Source organism: Wolbachia endosymbiont (group A) of Beris morrisii (assembly GCF_964028185.1).
Classification (GTDB): domain Bacteria; phylum Pseudomonadota; class Alphaproteobacteria; order Rickettsiales; family Anaplasmataceae; genus Wolbachia.
This window is the reverse complement of the sequence record NZ_OZ034760.1, coordinates 71,398-88,854: the sequence shown is the minus strand read 5'-3', so window position 1 is coordinate 88,854 and position 17,457 is coordinate 71,398. Positions and strand designations below refer to the sequence as shown.

The 17,457-nt window shown below is 36.2% G+C and carries 8 protein-coding genes, 1 tRNA gene and 1 pseudogene; 6 read left to right on the top strand and 4 right to left on the bottom strand.

Features of this window, described 5'->3' with window-relative positions:
• Window positions 1-610 precede the first annotated feature (610 nt).
• Window positions 611-1,933 (bottom strand): glutamate--tRNA ligase, encoded by a 1,323-nt coding sequence (gene gltX / locus ABWU69_RS00500; protein WP_265034571.1) that lies wholly within the window; start codon window positions 1,931-1,933, stop codon window positions 611-613.
• Between the two features lie 289 nt (window positions 1,934-2,222).
• On the opposite strand from gltX, the gene ligA reads away from it, so the two are divergent.
• Entirely contained in the window at window positions 2,223-4,220 is a 1,998-nt protein-coding gene (gene ligA, locus ABWU69_RS00495) for an NAD-dependent DNA ligase LigA (protein ID WP_265034570.1), read from the top strand.
• Between the two features lie 20 nt (window positions 4,221-4,240).
• Here ligA and ABWU69_RS00490 read toward each other — a convergent pair whose 3' ends face one another.
• Window positions 4,241-4,414, bottom strand: a complete 174-nt coding sequence (locus ABWU69_RS00490) for a hypothetical protein (RefSeq protein WP_265034569.1) — start codon at window positions 4,412-4,414, stop codon at window positions 4,241-4,243.
• A 196-nt stretch (window positions 4,415-4,610) separates the two neighbouring features.
• Here ABWU69_RS00490 and alaS point away from each other — a divergent pair, with 196 nt between their 5' ends.
• The 3 genes from alaS (at window position 4,611) to ABWU69_RS00475 (ending at window position 9,791) form a co-directional block, all read left to right on the top strand.
• A complete protein-coding gene (alaS, locus tag ABWU69_RS00485) occupies window positions 4,611-7,193 on the top strand; it encodes an alanine--tRNA ligase (RefSeq protein WP_265034568.1) in 2,583 nt (860 codons plus the stop codon).
• A 406-nt stretch (window positions 7,194-7,599) separates the two neighbouring features.
• Window positions 7,600-9,096 (top strand): Asp-tRNA(Asn)/Glu-tRNA(Gln) amidotransferase subunit GatA, encoded by a 1,497-nt coding sequence (gene gatA, locus ABWU69_RS00480; RefSeq protein WP_265034567.1) that lies wholly within the window; start codon window positions 7,600-7,602, stop codon window positions 9,094-9,096.
• A gap of 536 nt (window positions 9,097-9,632) precedes the next feature.
• Window positions 9,633-9,791, top strand: a complete 159-nt coding sequence (locus ABWU69_RS00475; protein WP_341812823.1) for a hypothetical protein — start codon at window positions 9,633-9,635, stop codon at window positions 9,789-9,791.
• Between the two features lie 507 nt (window positions 9,792-10,298).
• Here ABWU69_RS00475 and ABWU69_RS00470 read toward each other — a convergent pair.
• Together ABWU69_RS00470 and ABWU69_RS00460 are read right to left on the bottom strand one after the other, a co-directional pair.
• Entirely contained in the window at window positions 10,299-12,167 is a 1,869-nt protein-coding gene (locus ABWU69_RS00470) for a hypothetical protein (protein ID WP_353285184.1), read from the bottom strand.
• Between the two features lie 451 nt (window positions 12,168-12,618).
• Window positions 12,619-16,019, bottom strand: a pseudogene (locus ABWU69_RS00460) (peptidase M2).
• Window positions 16,020-16,416: 397 nt separating this feature from the next.
• Between ABWU69_RS00460 and ABWU69_RS00455 the strand changes: the two are divergent.
• Together ABWU69_RS00455 and ABWU69_RS00450 are read left to right on the top strand one after the other, a co-directional pair.
• A tRNA-Val gene (locus tag ABWU69_RS00455) sits at window positions 16,417-16,489 on the top strand.
• Window positions 16,490-16,515: 26 nt separating this feature from the next.
• Entirely contained in the window at window positions 16,516-17,412 is an 897-nt protein-coding gene (locus tag ABWU69_RS00450) for a cation diffusion facilitator family transporter (protein WP_353285181.1), read from the top strand.
• Window positions 17,413-17,457: the final 45 nt, after the last annotated feature.

The window sequence follows — 17,457 nt, the reverse complement described above, 5'->3', positions numbered from 1 at the left end:
AGAATAACAAGAGCTTCCATGTGGTTACTCCGTTCCATGAAATCGTTTCTCGTTAAACTTAGGTCCTTACTATTTGCCGGGGGATTGAAAACATCTTAGTTAGACTGCACCATTCTGACTATTCATTTCCCCATACCTTTGGTCTATGCGTATCAACTTTATTTCGCATATTTTGATTAACGACAATTCAACCATAAGTTCCTTTCGTAACCATATTTAACTATTCTCAGGGGGATTTATTACAAAGTTTAATATTACCCCTTTTTGATCCATGCTTGCACCTTAGTAAGTCGCCACTTTCCTAAAATGTGGATCGCGATTTCAACCCGATGTTAGAGCGGATGGAATTTAACCATCACGATTTCATGACTATCGGATCGCACTAATGTAACCAGACTGCATTCTGTGATTTTTAGCAAAACACGATCTTTCATTTGAGCTTTCTTCAATTTAAAATAAATACAGAAAATTGCTACCTATAGCTAAACTGACTTAGATTTACCGACGATTTGATAAACGACAAATTCGTCATCCCGCTGCTTGTTAGCGGGATCTAGAGATACCGCGGCGGTATGACGTAGGGATTGTATTAGCTATAATTCTTTGGTTTTCACTTTTCTTTTAACCTTGCAATGATGTTTTCTTTGCCGATAAAAATTAATAATTTAGCGAGCTCTGGTCCTGTTTCTGTTCCTGTTAAAGCTGAACGCAACTGCATAAATAGGTTTTTTGCCTTTATATCCACTGTTTGTCGAATAGTTTTGACCCATTCTGACAACGTGTTTTCATTACAATCACCTTGAGGCAATGCATTGAACGCAATTTTTATAAGCTCCTTATCAAGAATCACAGGCTCTATATCGGATTTGCATATTTTCCACCACTTGGCCACCTCAGAAAACCTTTCTATATTGTTCCTTATAAAATACCAAAACTCTGAGGAGTCCACTCCAATTTGATTTAAACGGTCTTGCACCATTTCAAATGGCATTTGTTGCAGCACTTTGCTATTTAGCTTATATATTTCACTCAAGCTAAATTGTGCAGATGCTGAGCTAAATTTTTTAATATCAAATGAGTCAATCAAAGATTGCATGCTAACACAAGCTTCAATTGGATTGGATGTTCCGAGCTTCACTAAATAACTAACTAGCGCCATCGGTTCAATTTCATCTTCTTTTATAGATTTGATATCCAGCCCACCGACTCGCTTGGATATCTTGCTATCATCAAAATGTAGCAGAGAAAGGTGAGCAAACATAGGAATTTTCGCTTTTAATGCTTTAATCATTTGGATTTGCACTGCAGTATTAGTTACATGATCTTCCCCGCGTACAATATGGGTTACATTAAAGTCAACATCATCAATAACAGAAGGTAACATGTATGTGTAAATTCCATCTTCTCTCTTTACCACGGGGTCACTTATGCTACTGGTTGCAATATTTATTTCACCTTTAACTTCATCATTCCATTTAACAACTTCATTTCTATCCAACTTAAATCTAAAATGTGGTCTTCTTCCTTCTTGCTCATAACGAATTTTCTCTTGCTCAGTTAGAAGTAACGCGCTTCTGTCATATACCGGGGGAAGTCCTTGTTTTAACTGCAATTTTCGTTTAATTTCTAACTCTTCTCTTGTTTCATAGCATGCATAAATATGCCCTTCTTTTATTAACTGCAAAAACACCTCATTGTAACGCTCAAAGCGCTCTGATTGCTTAAAACTTGCATCCCAATCTATACCAGTCCATTTCAAGTCTTGTATGATATCATTTATATATTTGACATCTGAACGCTGAAGGTCAGTATCATCAAAACGGAGTAAAAATTTTCCATTTTGATTACGTGTGTACATCCAACAAATCAAAGCAGTTCGTATGTTTCCTACGTGGAGGTAGCCAGTTGGGCTTGGAGCGAATCTTGTTAGCATTTAAATAGCAATATTGTAAAATAATAACTTATTTACTCTAATTTATTTTAATTTTATATAAATATATGGCTAAAGCAAGTGTTTCTACTCTTCTTTCTTGGCTAATCCATAATTAGCGTTAAAGAAGCTCGTTGCTACGGCTTATTGGCGTAGAAGAAGGAATAGGTATGGTTTGTAGCACCTTTGATGTTTGGTGAATTAAGACCATGTGTTGAATTAAGAAATTTCACAACTTGACGATAAAGCTAGTGTGACCCTATTATATTAATATGTAAATTTCAATTTACACATGACTAACTTAGAAAAGATGAGAGAAAAACTACAAGATCAAATAAATTATCATAATGTTTTGTATCACCAAAAAAATAAGCCAGAAATAAGTGATGCTGAATATGATGAACTGAAGAAAAAGTTAGCTGAAATAGAGGCACAATTTCCAGAAATTTATGCAACACAAGATAGTGTTGGTGCTCCACCTGATGAGAGGTTTTCTAAGGTGGAACATCAAGAACCTATGCTTTCTCTTGAGAATGCTTATGATGAACAAGGTGTAGAAAAATTTTTGTCTAAAATAAAGAGGTTTTTAATTGAAGACAAAATAGAGATATTATGTGAGCCCAAAATTGATGGGTTGTCGTTTTCTGCAATTTATGAGGATGGAAGATTTGTTAAAGCTGCAACTCGAGGTGACGGTTTTGTAGGGGAAGATGTCACTCACAATGTTGCAACAATAAAAGGCTTTCCTAAGTTTTTGCAAGGTGTGCAAGGTAGATTGGAAGTAAGAGGTGAAATATACATCAGTAACAGCGACTTTTTAAAGTTAAATGAAAACGATGAATTTGCCAATCCTCGAAATGCAGCTGCTGGTTCTCTAAAGCAATTGGATGCAAATATTACAGCAAGTAGACCTCTTAGATATTTTGCTTATTCTTTGATTGGTGGAGCAGAGAAAAGTCAAAGTGAAATACTAAATAAGCTTGAGGCACTTGGTTTTTGCGTAAATGAGCATCAGTCCTTAACGAGTAGTTTGGATGGAATGCTGAAGTTCTATAACGAGGTCTATAATTGTCGCTATAACTTGGATTATGATATTGATGGAATAGTCTACAAAGTAAATGATTTGATACTACAAAATCGTCTAGGGAATACTCACAAAGCACCGCGCTCGGCACTTGCATATAAGTTTTCTGCGGTTTATGCAAAAACAAAGTTAAATAAGATATTTATACAGGTGGGTAGAACAGGGGTTTTAACTCCAGTTGCAGATTTAGTGCCAGTCAATATTGGTGGGGTGCTAGTTAGTAGAGCAAGCCTGCATAACCAAGATGAGATAAAACGTAAAGACATAAGAGAGGGAGATATTGTAACAATCAAAAGAGCAGGGGATGTAATTCCCCAGATCATTGAAGTGAACAGAGATTCTCGTCTTCCAAATACACCTGAATTTGTGTTTCCTGGAGTATGCCCTGAATGTGGTAGTAAAGTACGTCAGGTTGAGGGAGAGGCGGCAGTAAGATGTCCTGAGGAATTTGCCTGTAAAGCTCAAATAATAGAAAAACTAAAGCATTTTGTATCGAAAGATGCATTTGACATTGTTGGCCTTGGTGATAAGCAGATAGAGTTTTTTTACGACCTTGGTCTGATAAAACAAATCCATGATATTTTTACTTTAGAAGAAAGATTGGATGAATTTAATCTGGAAGAACAGCCTGGTTGGGGCAAGAAATCAATAGCTCATTTATTAAATGCTATACAAAGCAGAGGGGTAATAACTCTAGATAGGTTTATATTTTCTTTAGGTATTAGATTTATTGGTCAAGTTGCAGCAGAATTGCTTGCAGATTATTATGTTTCTTATAATAACTGGTATAATTCGATGATTGAACTGTCATCAGATAATACTGAGCTAGTAGGTATAGACAGCATAGGAAAAAAAGTGGCTGAATCTTTGGAATCATTTTTTTCTAAGGAACATAACATCAAAATGTTAAATGATCTTACTGCTTGTCTTCAAATTCTTCCTGTGAGCTCCAACTCTAGTGACTCTGTTTTAAATAACAAAATTATAGTGTTTACTGGTAAGCTACTTGCTATGAGTAGAGGAGAGGCGAAAGTAAGAGCTAAAACTCTGGGAGCAAAGGTCAGCTCAAATCTTTCTGCTAAAACTGACTACCTAATTGCAGGAGAAAAACCAGGATCCAAATATAAAAAGGCAGTGGAATTAGGTGTAGAAATTTTAGATGAAGACCAGTGGCATAAAGTGATAAGTTTGGGAGTGTTCAAATGACACTTGGATTGTATATTAAATCAAAGTTGCAAGACTATAATGAGCAAGCTGTTAATTGGATTGATTGGATTACCACAAAAAAACTCCTTTCTTTCTCTCCATTTTTTCTGGGTAAGGTCACTATCCATCTCCTGCTTATTTGTTGTTTCTTTCTTTCGCATGCTATTCTTGGTGTTCTGGAATTCTTTTGGCATTTCATACTCCTTAAATTAATTAATAAAATATTACTACATATATGATGAATAAATTATTTTAGTCTATAATTTTTATTAAAATTTTTATACAAGAGTTATATATATTATACTAAATAATATATATCAATATTTAGATTGATAAATTGATTTTATTTCCATTGCAGCTTATTATTCATAAATACTCTCAATAAAAATAATGAAGTTAAGTGAAATCAGAGAAAGATTTATAAAATTTTTTGTAAGTAACAATCACAAGCAGGTTCCTTCTTCTCCTTTGATTCCAGAACATGACCCAACGCTCATGTTCACAAATGCTGGTATGGTGCAGTTTAAAAATATTTTTACTGGTGCTCAAAAAACTGAAATGAAACGTGCTGTCTCAAGTCAAAAGTGCCTAAGAGCAGGCGGTAAACACAACGATCTTGAAAATGTTGGCTATACAACTCGGCATCACACATTTTTTGAAATGCTCGGAAATTTTAGCTTCGGTGATTACTTTAAGGAAACTGCGATAGAATTCGCGTGGAAATTTATCACTAAGGAGTTGTCTCTTGATAAAAACAGACTATCCATAACCGTCTATCATACTGATGATGAGGCATACGAGATTTGGCGTAAGGTAAGTGGCTTTTCAAGTGATAAAATCATAAGAATTGCAACGGATGACAACTTTTGGAGTATGGGAAGCACTGGCCCGTGCGGTCCATGTTCTGAAATTTTTTATGATCACGTAAATCCTAACCTACAAGATGACGACAGGATTGTTGAAATCTGGAATCTGGTATTCATGGAGTTTAACAAAGATGAAGAAGGTAATTTACACAAATTGCCAAAAAAATGCATCGATACTGGAATGGGCCTTGAGAGAATAGCTACTGTAATGCAAAATGTCCATGATAACTACGATATTGATCTATTTTCTGCTCTGATAAATAAATCACAAGAGTACTGTGGAAGAACGGAAAATAAAATAGTGCATAAGATCGTAGCAGATCATCTTCGTGCAGCTACATTTCTCATCGCAGAGGGGGTGCTCCCTGGAAATGAAGGCAGGAATTACGTATTACGCAGATTAATTAGGAGAGCCGCGCGTTATATCCACCTGCTTGGATATAATGATTCCCTACTCCATCGCATTTTTCCGGCGCTGATAGATAGCACGAGTTCGGCTTATATGGGAGATGTTTATCCTGAATTAGTCAGGGCTAAAAGCTTAATAGAAACGACGTTAAAATCAGAGGAAGAAAACTTTAAAGACACTTTGATGAAAGGCATTAATCTATTGGAAAAATTCACTGCAGATTTAAAACCAGGTGACACTCTGCCTGGAGAATTAGCGTTTAAGCTATATGATACTTATGGATTTCCTTTGGATATTACACTTGATATTTTAAAAGAGAGAAAAATAAATTTTGACCAGAAAGGTTTTGATGATGCAATGGAAGAGCAAAAAGAGAAAGCACGTGCTAAATGGGCTGGATCTGGTGAAAAATCTGTTGAGCAAGTATGGTTTGATTTGATCGATAAATTTGGCAAAACAAAATTTGTTGGTTATGAGTTCAATGAAGTAAGTGATGCGAAAATACTAGCTATAGTTTCCTCTAAAAATGAAATAATTGATTCTGCAAAGGAGGGAGAGAAGATAACCATTATACTTGATAAAACACCTTTTTATGGCGAGTCAGGTGGACAAGTGGGAGATACTGGCAGTCTGATCAAACCTAGTAGAAGTATTATTATAGTCGAGAATACCAATAAGGTTAATGACCTATATTTGCACAGATGCATAGTTAAATCTGGCTCAATGTGTAAAGGTGATACAGTTGCAGCAAGCATTGACAAGGAAAGAAGGCAAACCTTAAGAAGAAATCATTCAGCTACACATCTTCTGCACTTTACACTCAGAAAAATTCTAGGTGATCATGTCACTCAAAAAGGTTCCCTAGTTGCACCAGATAGACTGAGATTCGACTTTAGTCATAACACTCAAGTCGCTCAGGATCAGTTGTTTTGGGTAGAGGATATGGTAAACTCTCTAATCAGAGAAAATCTTTCTGCATCTACAAAAATTCAAAGCATGAATCAGGCAATAGACGAAGGAGCTATGGCGTTGTTTGGTGAGAAATATGGTGATCAGGTTAGAGTTGTAAATATTGGAGATTCGAAAGAGCTATGTGGTGGCACGCACGTTGAACATACTGGAGAAATCGGTTTATTTAAGATAGTAACAGAAAGTTCTGTTGCTTTTGGAGTGAGAAGAATTGAAGCTTTAACTGGTCAAGAAGCAACCAATTATGTACGTGATAATGAAATTCACTTAAAAAAAGTTGCAGAATTCGTAAAAGCGCCAGCAAGTGAAATAATAAACCGATTAAATATTTTAAATCAAGAGCGCAAGAAATCCGAAGCTAAAATAAAAAACCTATATAAAAAGCTTGTGAGTGCAGAGAATATAAAAAGCACTGAAATAAATGGAATAAATTGTGTAAGCCATGCTTTTACCAATATTCCAGCGAATATAATAAGAGAATTTATTTTACAGCAACAAAAACCAAGAACGGTAATAGCTTTCACGGCAACAGAAAAAGATAAAACAGTTTTGATTATTAAAGTAAGTAAAGACTTAATCAATAAGATTAGCGCAAAAGAACTAATATCAATAGCAGTTGAAAAGAATTGTAGTGGGAATGCTGAACTTGCACAAACAGGCTGTGATAGCAATAAAATAGATGATGCCATTACAGCCATTTATAGCAAAATAACAGCTTCTAAGGACTAATACACTCTACGTCATACCGCCACGAACCATCATACCGCGATTCATTCGCGGTATGATGGTTCGTGGCGGTATGACGTAGAAGCTATACTTTTATACTCACCAACTCAGTATCCAATCTGGATCCAAGTAGTCTGGGCACTTTAGACAATGTTACAAAAAATATTATAGAATTTAAGAAGATAATCCCTAGAAAATTCCCACGTTCAAAGGTAAGTCGTGTATAATGTTGTTTAATGTTTTGAATGGAAGAGTAGGCGGCATAATTTAAGGCGTATTGCCAACTTAATCATAAACCCATTTTGGTGAATCTAAATTACCTTAGCTACATTTCTAGCTGTAACTATAAATGTATGGATTTTTTATCGTACTATGTTACAATTAATGTCTTGCTAAAAATTAAATATTAATGAACGAACTAAGAAAGTTAAGTATTACACAAATGCATGACGGGCTCAAAAAAAAGAGTTTTTCTGCCGTTGAACTCGTAGAGGCACACATTAGTGCGGTTGAAAATGAGAAATTAAATGCATTTATAACAAAAACCCCAGAGATAGCAATGAAAGCTGCTAAAGCTGCAGATGAATATTTCTCTAGGCAAAAGGATGATTTAATCTCGCCGCTCATGGGTATACCAGTTGGCATCAAAGATCTATTCTGTACAAAAGGAATAAAAACAACAGCATGCTCAAAAATGCTGGAAAATTTCGTTCCGACTTACGAATCTACGGTGTCTGACTTGCTTTTAAAAAGTGGAGCAGCCATGCTCGGTAAGCTTAATATGGATGAATTTGCTATGGGTTCTGCGAACACAAACAGCTATTTTGGCCCTGTTGAAAATGTGTGGATTAGAAAAAGTGATGGGGAAAAAGTTGTTCCTGGTGGATCATCTGGTGGATCTGCAGCATCGGTTGCTGGATTTTTATGCGCTGGAGCGTTAGGGAGCGATACCGGTGGATCTGTACGCCAACCAGCAGCTTATTGTGGAGTAGTTGGAATAAAGCCAACTTATGGAAGATGCTCGCGTTTTGGTATGATTGCATTTGCGAGTTCTCTGGATCAAGCAGGAGTCATTACTCGTTCTGTCTCTGATTCAGCATTAATGCTGGAAGCAATTTGTGGCTATGATACAAAAGATTCAATATCAAGCGAAAAGCCAGTGCCTAAATTTTCTAGCTTCATAAATGGTGATGTCAAGGGTAAGCGTATTGGTATACCAAAAGAATATAGGATGGATGGAATTTCAGAGGAAATAGTCCATAATTGGGAGAAAGTTGCTTCCTATTTAAAAGAAAATGGCGCTGAAGTTGTTGACGTTACTCTGCCACATACTAAATATGCAATACCAGTCTATTATTTAATCTGTTCTGCTGAAACTTCATCCAATCTTGCTCGTTATGATGGTGTACGTTATGGATTAAGGGTTGATGCTGATACCCTTGAAGAAATGTATTCACTAACAAGAGCAGAAGGTTTTGGTAAAGAGGTGAAAAGAAGAATTTTAATTGGCGCTTATGCGCTTTCCTCAGGTCATTACAATGAATATTACGAAAAAGCGCAGTGCATTAGGGCATTAATCAGAAATGATTTTATAAAAGCGTTTGAAAAAATAGATTACATACTTGTGCCATCTGCTCCAACAGAAGCTTTTGGCTTAAATGAAAAGCCAGATCCGCTAATTATGTGCATCAATGATGTGTTTACTGTGCCGGCAAGTCTGGCAGGATTGCCTGCTATTTCTGTTCCTGTAGGACTCTCCAATGAGGGTTTACCACTTGCCTTGCAAGTAATTGGAAATTATTATGACGAAGCTGGAATATTAAATGTGGCAAGTGTGATAGAGCAAAATTGCGGCAGAACAATTAGCACTGATTTCCATCCAAAAGAGTGTCATTCCAGCGCGTGAAGCTGGCATAAAACGGAACTAGAATTAAATGCAAAAATTGCTTTACAAGCTTCGCCAGCCCCCTTATCATGAAACTGAAGCTATTGTATTTGCTTTCGCCAATCTGCAGATTAAAAGGTAAGGATTACTTAATGTATCGGCGTCTTATGTTCAATTTTTTGCAGTATATAGATACTGTATGTCTTTACAAAACTTCATCTACATCTAGATTTTTATCTAAATAAGCTGAACGCGCTTACAAAGCGTTACAAGACATCAAAAAATGCCAATACTCGACAGAGATAGTAAAAGACTAGCTAACTCGGGGATTCTTTGTCTTTTTTTCTGCTTAGTAAATTTCTTAAACATTTGCAGCATAGGTTAGTTGCAATTAGAAGCAGCTAAATCTTGCTTGTCAAGCGTTTAAAACATAAAAAACGCCAATATTTTAAAGCAGATAATAACCCCAGGGCTTCTTTTGCCTTTTTTTTGGTTTGGTAAATTTCTTAATATTTATGGCTAAAGCAATTTAAAAGCCCGTGAAATTCCAGCGCGTGATGCTGGTTCATTTTATGACGGTGTCATCCCAGTGCCCAGACACTGGGATCCAGGAAAGTTTGCTTGTGAGCAAGCAAACTAGCATAGAAAGTGGTTACAACGTTTTCGATGAGATTGCAGAAAGGCTGGATTCCAGTGTCTGGGCACTGCCGTCATAAAGGAACCAGTGTCAGCTATTTGAATAACATCATCTTTTTTTCTGGATCCCAGTGTCAAGCACTGGGATGACACCGAAGGAGCTACTGGGATGACAGGAGAAGCTGACAACCGTCATCCCGCAGCGGGACTAGAGATACCGTGATGGTATGACGAGGGAGAATAGTTGCTACGTGTTAGCTGGATCTATGCTAAGAGATACCGCGAATGAATCGCGGTATGACGGTTAAGTATCCCGCTACGTGTTAGCGGCTAAGAGATACCGCGGCGGCATGATGTAGAAGCTATACTTTTATACTCACCAACTCAGCTGGATCCAAGTAGTCAAAGCACTGGAATGACAATGTGGAGTGTCTGCTTCTGTCATCCTATGATAGGATCCAGTCTAAAAAAAAGACCTGAATTCCAGCGTCACGCGCTGGAATGACATTGTAGGGTGTTATCCGAGTCCTTTTTCCGCCATCCGAGGACCGTATGACGTCATCCAAGTAGCGTGACTACTTGCTGGATTACCAATCCGCAGAAATTGGGGCATTTGGATCACTTGGAATCTCAAAATACTGTTGTGACATTTCCTCTTGCACAGCTTTTTTAAATTCTGGACTTTGTAAGCTTATCTTTGCTACATGCTGTTGTAAGGCTGGATCAGCAGCTATTTCAGCAGCTGTTGGTTTCATCCCTTTTCCGGTTAAGAACTCTTTTGCTGTTTGATTGCTTTGAGCACCATACTGATTGTCAGTAGAGTTATCAAGGAATCCTCCTAATTTATCTACTAAAATTGATTTGTTGCCGTCTTTTACACCAAGTACCTTTCCTGCTACAGCTAGTGTTTCAAGTTGAGAAGTTTGAACAACTTTGTCTGTGAGCTTGCTTAACATAGCATTTACACCAGCTTCAGTTGCATTGTTACCAGAAACATTAACTTTATCTGTTAATGCAGTATTTGCTGCTGTTTTAGTATACACCCTATTGTCATTAGTACCACCTGTTGTAAGGGCAGTTACAAAAGCGTCTGATATGTTGTTACCATCAACATTAAGTTTGTTAGCTAATGCAGCAGTATCAGCTTTAGATACTAATGCATCATCCACACCTTTTTTGGTATAGATACCTTTATCATCAGCACCTGTTGCTAGAGCAGGTACTAAAACATCCACGACAGCTTTTTCTGCAACTTTTGTTGCAAGATCTGCAGTTTTAAGAAACGTACTCCCTGCTTCAGTTTTAGTGTAAACTTTCTTAGTATCATCAGTACCAACTGTTGCAAGAGCAGGAACTAAAACATCCACAACAGCTTTTTCTGCAACTTTTGTTCCAAGATCTGCAGTTTTAAGAAACGTATTTCCTGCTTCAGTTTTAGTGTAAACTTTCTTAGTATCATCAGTACCAACTGTTGCAAGAGCAGGAACTAAAACATCCACTAAGGCTTTTCCTTTATCTGCTTGGGTTGAAATATTGGAACCATCAGTTTTAATAAACGCAGTCTCTGCTGCTGATTTAGTATAAACTTTCTTAGTATCATCAGTACCAACTGTTGCAAGAGCAGGAACTAAAACATCCACTAAGGCTTTTCCTTTATCTGCTTGGGTTGAAATATTGGAACCATCAGTTTTAACAAACGCAGTATCTGCATCATTTTTAGTGTATACTTTATCGGTAAAATCATGAGAAGCAGTTATAGCATCCACGACAGCTTTTTCTGCAACTTTTGTTGCAAGATCTGCAGTTTTAAGAAACGTACTCCCTGCTTCAGTTTTAGTGTAAACTTTCTTAGTATCATCAGTACCAACTGTTGCAAGAGCAGGAACTAAAACATCCACAACAGCTTTTTCTGCAACTTTTGTTCCAAGATCTGCAGTTTTAAGAAACGTATTTCCTGCTTCAGTTTTAGTGTAAACTTTCTTAGTATCATCAGTACCAACTGTTGCAAGAGCAGGAACTAAAACATCCACTAAGGCTTTTCCTTTATCTGCTTGGGTTGAAATATTGGAACCATCAGTTTTAACAAACGCAGTATCTGCATCATTTTTAGTGTATACTTTATCGGTAAAATCATGAGAAGCAGTTATAGCATCCACAACAGCTTTTTCTGCAACTTTTGTTTTAAGATCTACAGTTTTAACAACTTTATTAGTGAGTTTGCCTAACATAGTATTTACACCAGCATCAGTTGCGTTGTCACCAACAACGTTAACTTTGGTATTGAGATCAGAAGCTTTAGCAACTTGGTCATTTCCTGTGAGTTTGCCTAAAATAGCTTTAGTACCAACTCTGGTAGCATTAGAACCATCAATTTTAACAAATTGCTTCCCTAATTCAGCTATAAGCTGCCCTAATGTGCTATTACCCAGATCACTCAATTTATCAGTCGACTGCATATCACCCTCCATTAATTATAAAAACCATAGCATGCATGAAAAAAGTATAATTTTCGTTAATGCTAGATTTTACATAAGATTTCCTTGAAGCTTGTCGTTTCAGAATTCTTCTCTTGTCATTCCAGTGTCAGCTACACATCTGTACGAACATTGTAGTTTGAGAGCAATTCCCACCGGAAGGGTGTCATGAAAGTAGCTGACACTGGAATCCAGTAAATTTATTTCCTATATATGAAAAGTTATTATGTTTATATACAGACAAATCAGGAATGGAAAGATTTATATGATGAAATTGCATGATAAAGGCTGGATCCCAGTGTCTGGGCACTGGGATGACAACTTTGTGTTTGAGGCAAAACCGGCTATAACATTTCTTCGCAAACAAATGCTCGTACAGTTGTGTGTCAGCTACTCAGATGACAAGAAGAGGGCACTGCCCTCCTTGTATGTATTAGATGTAGGCTGAGTTGTGGTCGTGATAAATGTGGTCGCTTGCGCAATCGAACATTTTCGCAAAACCGTTCTCTAGATAAGAGTGATAGTCACTATGTTGACCTAAAAATATAGTGCTATCTTGTGTTTCTAGGCTGAAACCACTTGTGTCTGACAGCAATTCGTAATTTGGATTATCTATTTTACTAATGCTGCTTATTACTTTGCCATTACCACTTGATATAGCTAAACTATAACTATCACCATCCTTCATTATCTTGATGGACACCTTATCTTCAGGTAACACTATAAGCTTTTTCGTATCACTATCGTGGATTACGAATTTGCCTTTTTCAAAATAGTATTTGTCTTCCGGCAAAGCACCAACCTTGTATTCTGATGTGTGCAGTTTGTTCCAAAAATCTAACACAGATTGCTTTTCTGCTCCTTCCGCTCTATCATACAAGGCTTTCACATCATTATAATCTATGGTTACATTTGCCTTATGCTTCCCTTCTGAGTCCTGCTCGTAGCTCTTTTCTATTTTGAGAATTGTGTCTTTTAATACTACCTGTTCTTGCTCTTTCTCCTCCACTGAAGCTGTTCTTTTCGTTCTTGTTAAACTTTGTGATGGAATTGGCTGATCAGACTGCATTTCACTATTGTCGTTTGATACAGTTTTCTCTTCAGCAACTTGTGCAACAACATTAGTAGTACTATGAACTTCTGTCTTAGTTTCACTTACCTGCCCTTTTGGACTTTCAGTTTGTTTCTCTTTTGTGAATATTCTCTGATAGTCCGTGTAGCCTCTATTAGTATCACCGATATCGCCATCACCTTGATCGAAAGTTATTTTTTACTTCCATTTTCCATGTTCTCAATTTCAACTTGAGGAGAAACAGATGCTAGGAAATCGTTATAACTGTAGTTGTAGTCAGCAGAAAAGAATATTTTCCCTTTGAAGTTATGGAAGTTATTAGATAACATTCCAATTTCTTCATCACCATCAAACAATTTTACTTTAGTGAAATATGTTTGATCTTTTATTCTAACTATTTCACCACTGGAGTTTCTTTGTATGTGGTAATCATTTGGGTCGTACTTTATAGCAAAAAGTTTGCCAGAGCCATATTTCTCTAAGTTTATAAGGCCCACATTTACATGTTTATGGGAATAATCTCTCTTTTCATATTCATGTGCAAATATTGGATCTATATATCTATATTCATCTGGTATATCATCACCTCGAACATCATACCTGTATTCAGTACCATATTTATCAGATGGTGCTAGTTTATATGCTCCGTCTTTTTCCACTAATTTTAGATGAGTGATACTAGTTGGTAATTGAAACCTTACATTTGCTCCGTGATCATGAATAAATAGATCACCTTTCTCGGTAATATAAAAGCCCATATTTTTGAACTCATGTAAGCGCTCGTCTCCTTGCTTTACGACAGCTTCATATACATCATCGTCTGTCCTATCTGTTCCCTTATTATCCAGTAATTTTCCTTTTTCCACGATTACTCCATTTGCCTTTTGCTCATCAGAATATTGTGCATGCTCTGAATCCTGATGATTCAAAATTTTGGTACCTCTAAGGAGCAGAGAATCTAAATCTTTTTGAATATGTCCAGTGCTAGGATGCAACAACTCATTCTCATGTAAATGTGCTTCATCAAAGTATTCATCGCGTTCAACTGTTCTGCCGTCTATTAAAGAAGCTTTATACTGACCATTTTCTTTTGTGACCGCCATATAAGCACCACCATCATATTGAGTATTTAAGTTGTGCAATATATCCTCAAAAACGAAAGTTTCTTTAGTTTGACCTTCAACTTGCTTAAAAAATCCTGATTCACTCGATAATTCTCCAAGCTTTGTATTTCCGTCATATATAGACAGTGCACCCATATCTCCTTGACCATGAGCTTGCATAGAAAAAATCTTACCTTCTTGTAGATCAATATGATTTGTACCTCTTATCAAGTTTGAATCGATATTGATCATCTCTTCTAACATCTTTTCTACATCGATGTTCTTAGTCGCTTTTACTTGTTCTAAGCCAGTGTTTATGGTTTTATCAAGTAAGGTACTTTTTAATTCCTGATATTTAGAAGGAATTGAGCGATGCTTGTCTAAATATTCTTTGTAAGAAATCTTTCCTTCGCGATATTCTCCACTTATCTTGAGATATTCTTCTTGCCTCTCCTGGTCCAAACCTTTCAATGCATCATCATAAGCTTTCTTTAAGTTTTCATCATACTTTGATAGCATCCTTAAAGCCTGATCTTTATACTCTTGACTATTTTGATATTCATTACCTTGTTGGTCAGAGTAAGTTAGTTTATCCTGTCCATCGGAAGTTTTTACTACCTTAAGGAAATGATATTCCTTTGATATATCAAGTGTATCATTTGTTGCCCTATTTATAGCACGAGCAACATCATAAAATGCAACGTGTTCTACAGGAGAAAAACTTCCAACGTTTTCTCCATCCATTTTTTCTATATTTGCTTTATAATAGGATACATTTTTAATTTCTCCGCCCACTATTTCTTGACCAGTTGCTATAAAATCTCCTTTTGTAACTTGCAAAGCGTTAAGATGTTCCATTGCAGTTTCTGTATCATTCTCAGCAAGCCAACTTTTGAAGTCAGTATCGTGTCCTTTTATGTCTTTCAAGAAACTTTTTGACTCATCTGAGTTACCTTGACGTAAAGCATCTAGGTAGTCTCTTAATAAACTAGGATCTTTTTCCTGTAAGTACATTATCAACGCATGACCTGTTTTATAAACCAGGCTATTTGCTTCGCTGTCCTTTGAATATTCTAAACTTAAAATTTTATCTAAATCCAAATTTGCAGCTTCAGTTTTGTCGATACTTGATCCTTGAGAATTAAATTTATGATCTGAATGGTGCTCAAAGTAATCTGCAATTCCTTCCATTAATACTGTAGGTAGGTGCTTACCTCCTGTAGCCAAGTAAGTTAAACCATGTGCAAATTCATGCTGAAGGTTATGAACGCCACCTTGCTGATAGACATACATTTCAGCAAAAACATCAGCTTCCCCTTTGTAGTAACATTTACCACCCTCATCTCCAAGGTAAGAACCGAAATGCTCGCTTCCGCCAAGGTGAGTGTAATCATCCTTGTCATCAAACATATAAATTTTAAATGTTTGTTCTGAGTTGCTGTGTTCTAACTTGAATGTATCTTTAAAACTAGTAGCTGTTTCTCTTATCTCACTTTCAATTGTTGCAATTTTACTTGCTCTTAAATTATGAGAATAAACTTCTACTTTAATATTTAAATCTTTAACTTCTACAACATGTGGCGAATTAAACCCTTTGCCGTTATTGTTAAAGTATTCTTCTTTAGTTATATTTTTATTTATTTGTTGATTGATTGTCATAATTCTAACCTCTAATTTATTAACTCTTCAAATATAAGGTGATCTCTACTAAAAAAGTGTGAATTTTCATATTGGTATACTCTATATCTTAGTGAAAAAATATAAGTAATTAATTTAATATGAACAATATAAGATATAGCTATAACTAAAGCAATTTAGATTTACCGATAATTTGGTAAGCTATGAACTCGTCATTCCGCTACGTGTTAGCGGAATCTATGCTGAGATACCGCGAATGAATCGCGGTATGACGTAGGAAAACCTGACCTGCACTAGCTATAGGCTCTATAGCTTGACCACAAAAAAAATCTAGGTTCTAACGTTACATTAGGATAGGGTAAGAATTTAAAAGCAAATTGACTTTCATTCCACCAAAGCACTATACTAAAACCACGATGGGTAATTAGCTCAGTTGGTAGAGCACTTGCTTGACGTGCAAGCGGTCGCTGGTTCGAATCCAGTGTTACCCACGTTTTTGTTTATGAAAAAATTTTATATGACAGCAGTGCATAACGGTAAACACTCAGCAGCGCAGTCCAAGCGCTTAATCTATTCCATAATAATAGTTGCGATAACAATGTTTATGGAAATAGTAGGTGGAATAATTTCACATTCGCTTGCTCTATTATCAGATGCAGGGCATATGCTCACTGACCTCTTTGCCTTAGTTTTAAGCTGGTTAGCACACAAATTTTCAGCTAAGAAATCTGATTTGCAGAGATCATACGGGTATCATCGGTTGCAAATAATTGCAGCATTTGTTAATGGTTTAACTTTATTCTTCATTGCAGTAATTATTATAATTGAATCAATAAAGAGGTTTATTTTTCCAGTCAATGTTGAGTGGAAAGTAATGTTAATAATTGCTACACTCGGTCTTGTCTCTAACATAATAGTCTTTTTTATATTACATAGTAAATGCGAGAGCAATATAAACATAAAAAGTGCTGTACTACACGTTATAGGAGATATTTTAGGTTCTGTAGCTGCTATACTTGCATCCATAATTATCATGTTTACTGGATGGCAAATGGTGGATCCGATTTTATCGGTATTTGTCAGTGTAATCATTTTGAATAGTGGCTACAAAATTCTAAAGAATTCTTGCCACATACTTCTTGAAGGTACACCTGAAGGGATATCTACTGAGGAAATAAAAAGTAAGATCACATCAGAATTACCTGAAGTGATAGATGTGCACCACATACATGCATGGTCACTGTCTGATAATTATTTTATAATTACCATGCATGCCAAAGTAAAGCAAGATGCACAACACACTGATATTTTGTATGAGATAAAAAAAATACTACTAAATAGGTTCGAGATAGCACACTCTACAGTCGAGATCGAATACGATGAGTGTGCGGATAATAAAATACTTAAACATTGACGTTTTAAATTATTATGCTATTACTAGAGTGTAATGATGTCAAAG

Excerpts from the sequence above, each read along its gene's own strand:
- gltX (WP_265034571.1), bottom strand. The coding sequence starts at position 1,933 with ATGCTAACAAGATTCGCTCCAAGCCCAACTGGCTACCTCCACGTAGGA.
- ligA (WP_265034570.1), top strand. The coding sequence starts at position 2,223 with ATGACTAACTTAGAAAAGATGAGAGAAAAACTACAAGATCAAATAAAT.
- ABWU69_RS00490 (WP_265034569.1), bottom strand. The coding sequence starts at position 4,414 with ATGCCAAAAGAATTCCAGAACACCAAGAATAGCATGCGAAAGAAAGAA.
- alaS (WP_265034568.1), top strand. The coding sequence starts at position 4,611 with ATGAAGTTAAGTGAAATCAGAGAAAGATTTATAAAATTTTTTGTAAGT.
- gatA (WP_265034567.1), top strand. The coding sequence starts at position 7,600 with ATGAACGAACTAAGAAAGTTAAGTATTACACAAATGCATGACGGGCTC.
- ABWU69_RS00475 (WP_341812823.1), top strand. The coding sequence starts at position 9,633 with ATGCTGGTTCATTTTATGACGGTGTCATCCCAGTGCCCAGACACTGGG.
- ABWU69_RS00470 (WP_353285184.1), bottom strand. The coding sequence starts at position 12,167 with ATGCAGTCGACTGATAAATTGAGTGATCTGGGTAATAGCACATTAGGG.
- ABWU69_RS00450 (WP_353285181.1), top strand. The coding sequence starts at position 16,516 with ATGACAGCAGTGCATAACGGTAAACACTCAGCAGCGCAGTCCAAGCGC.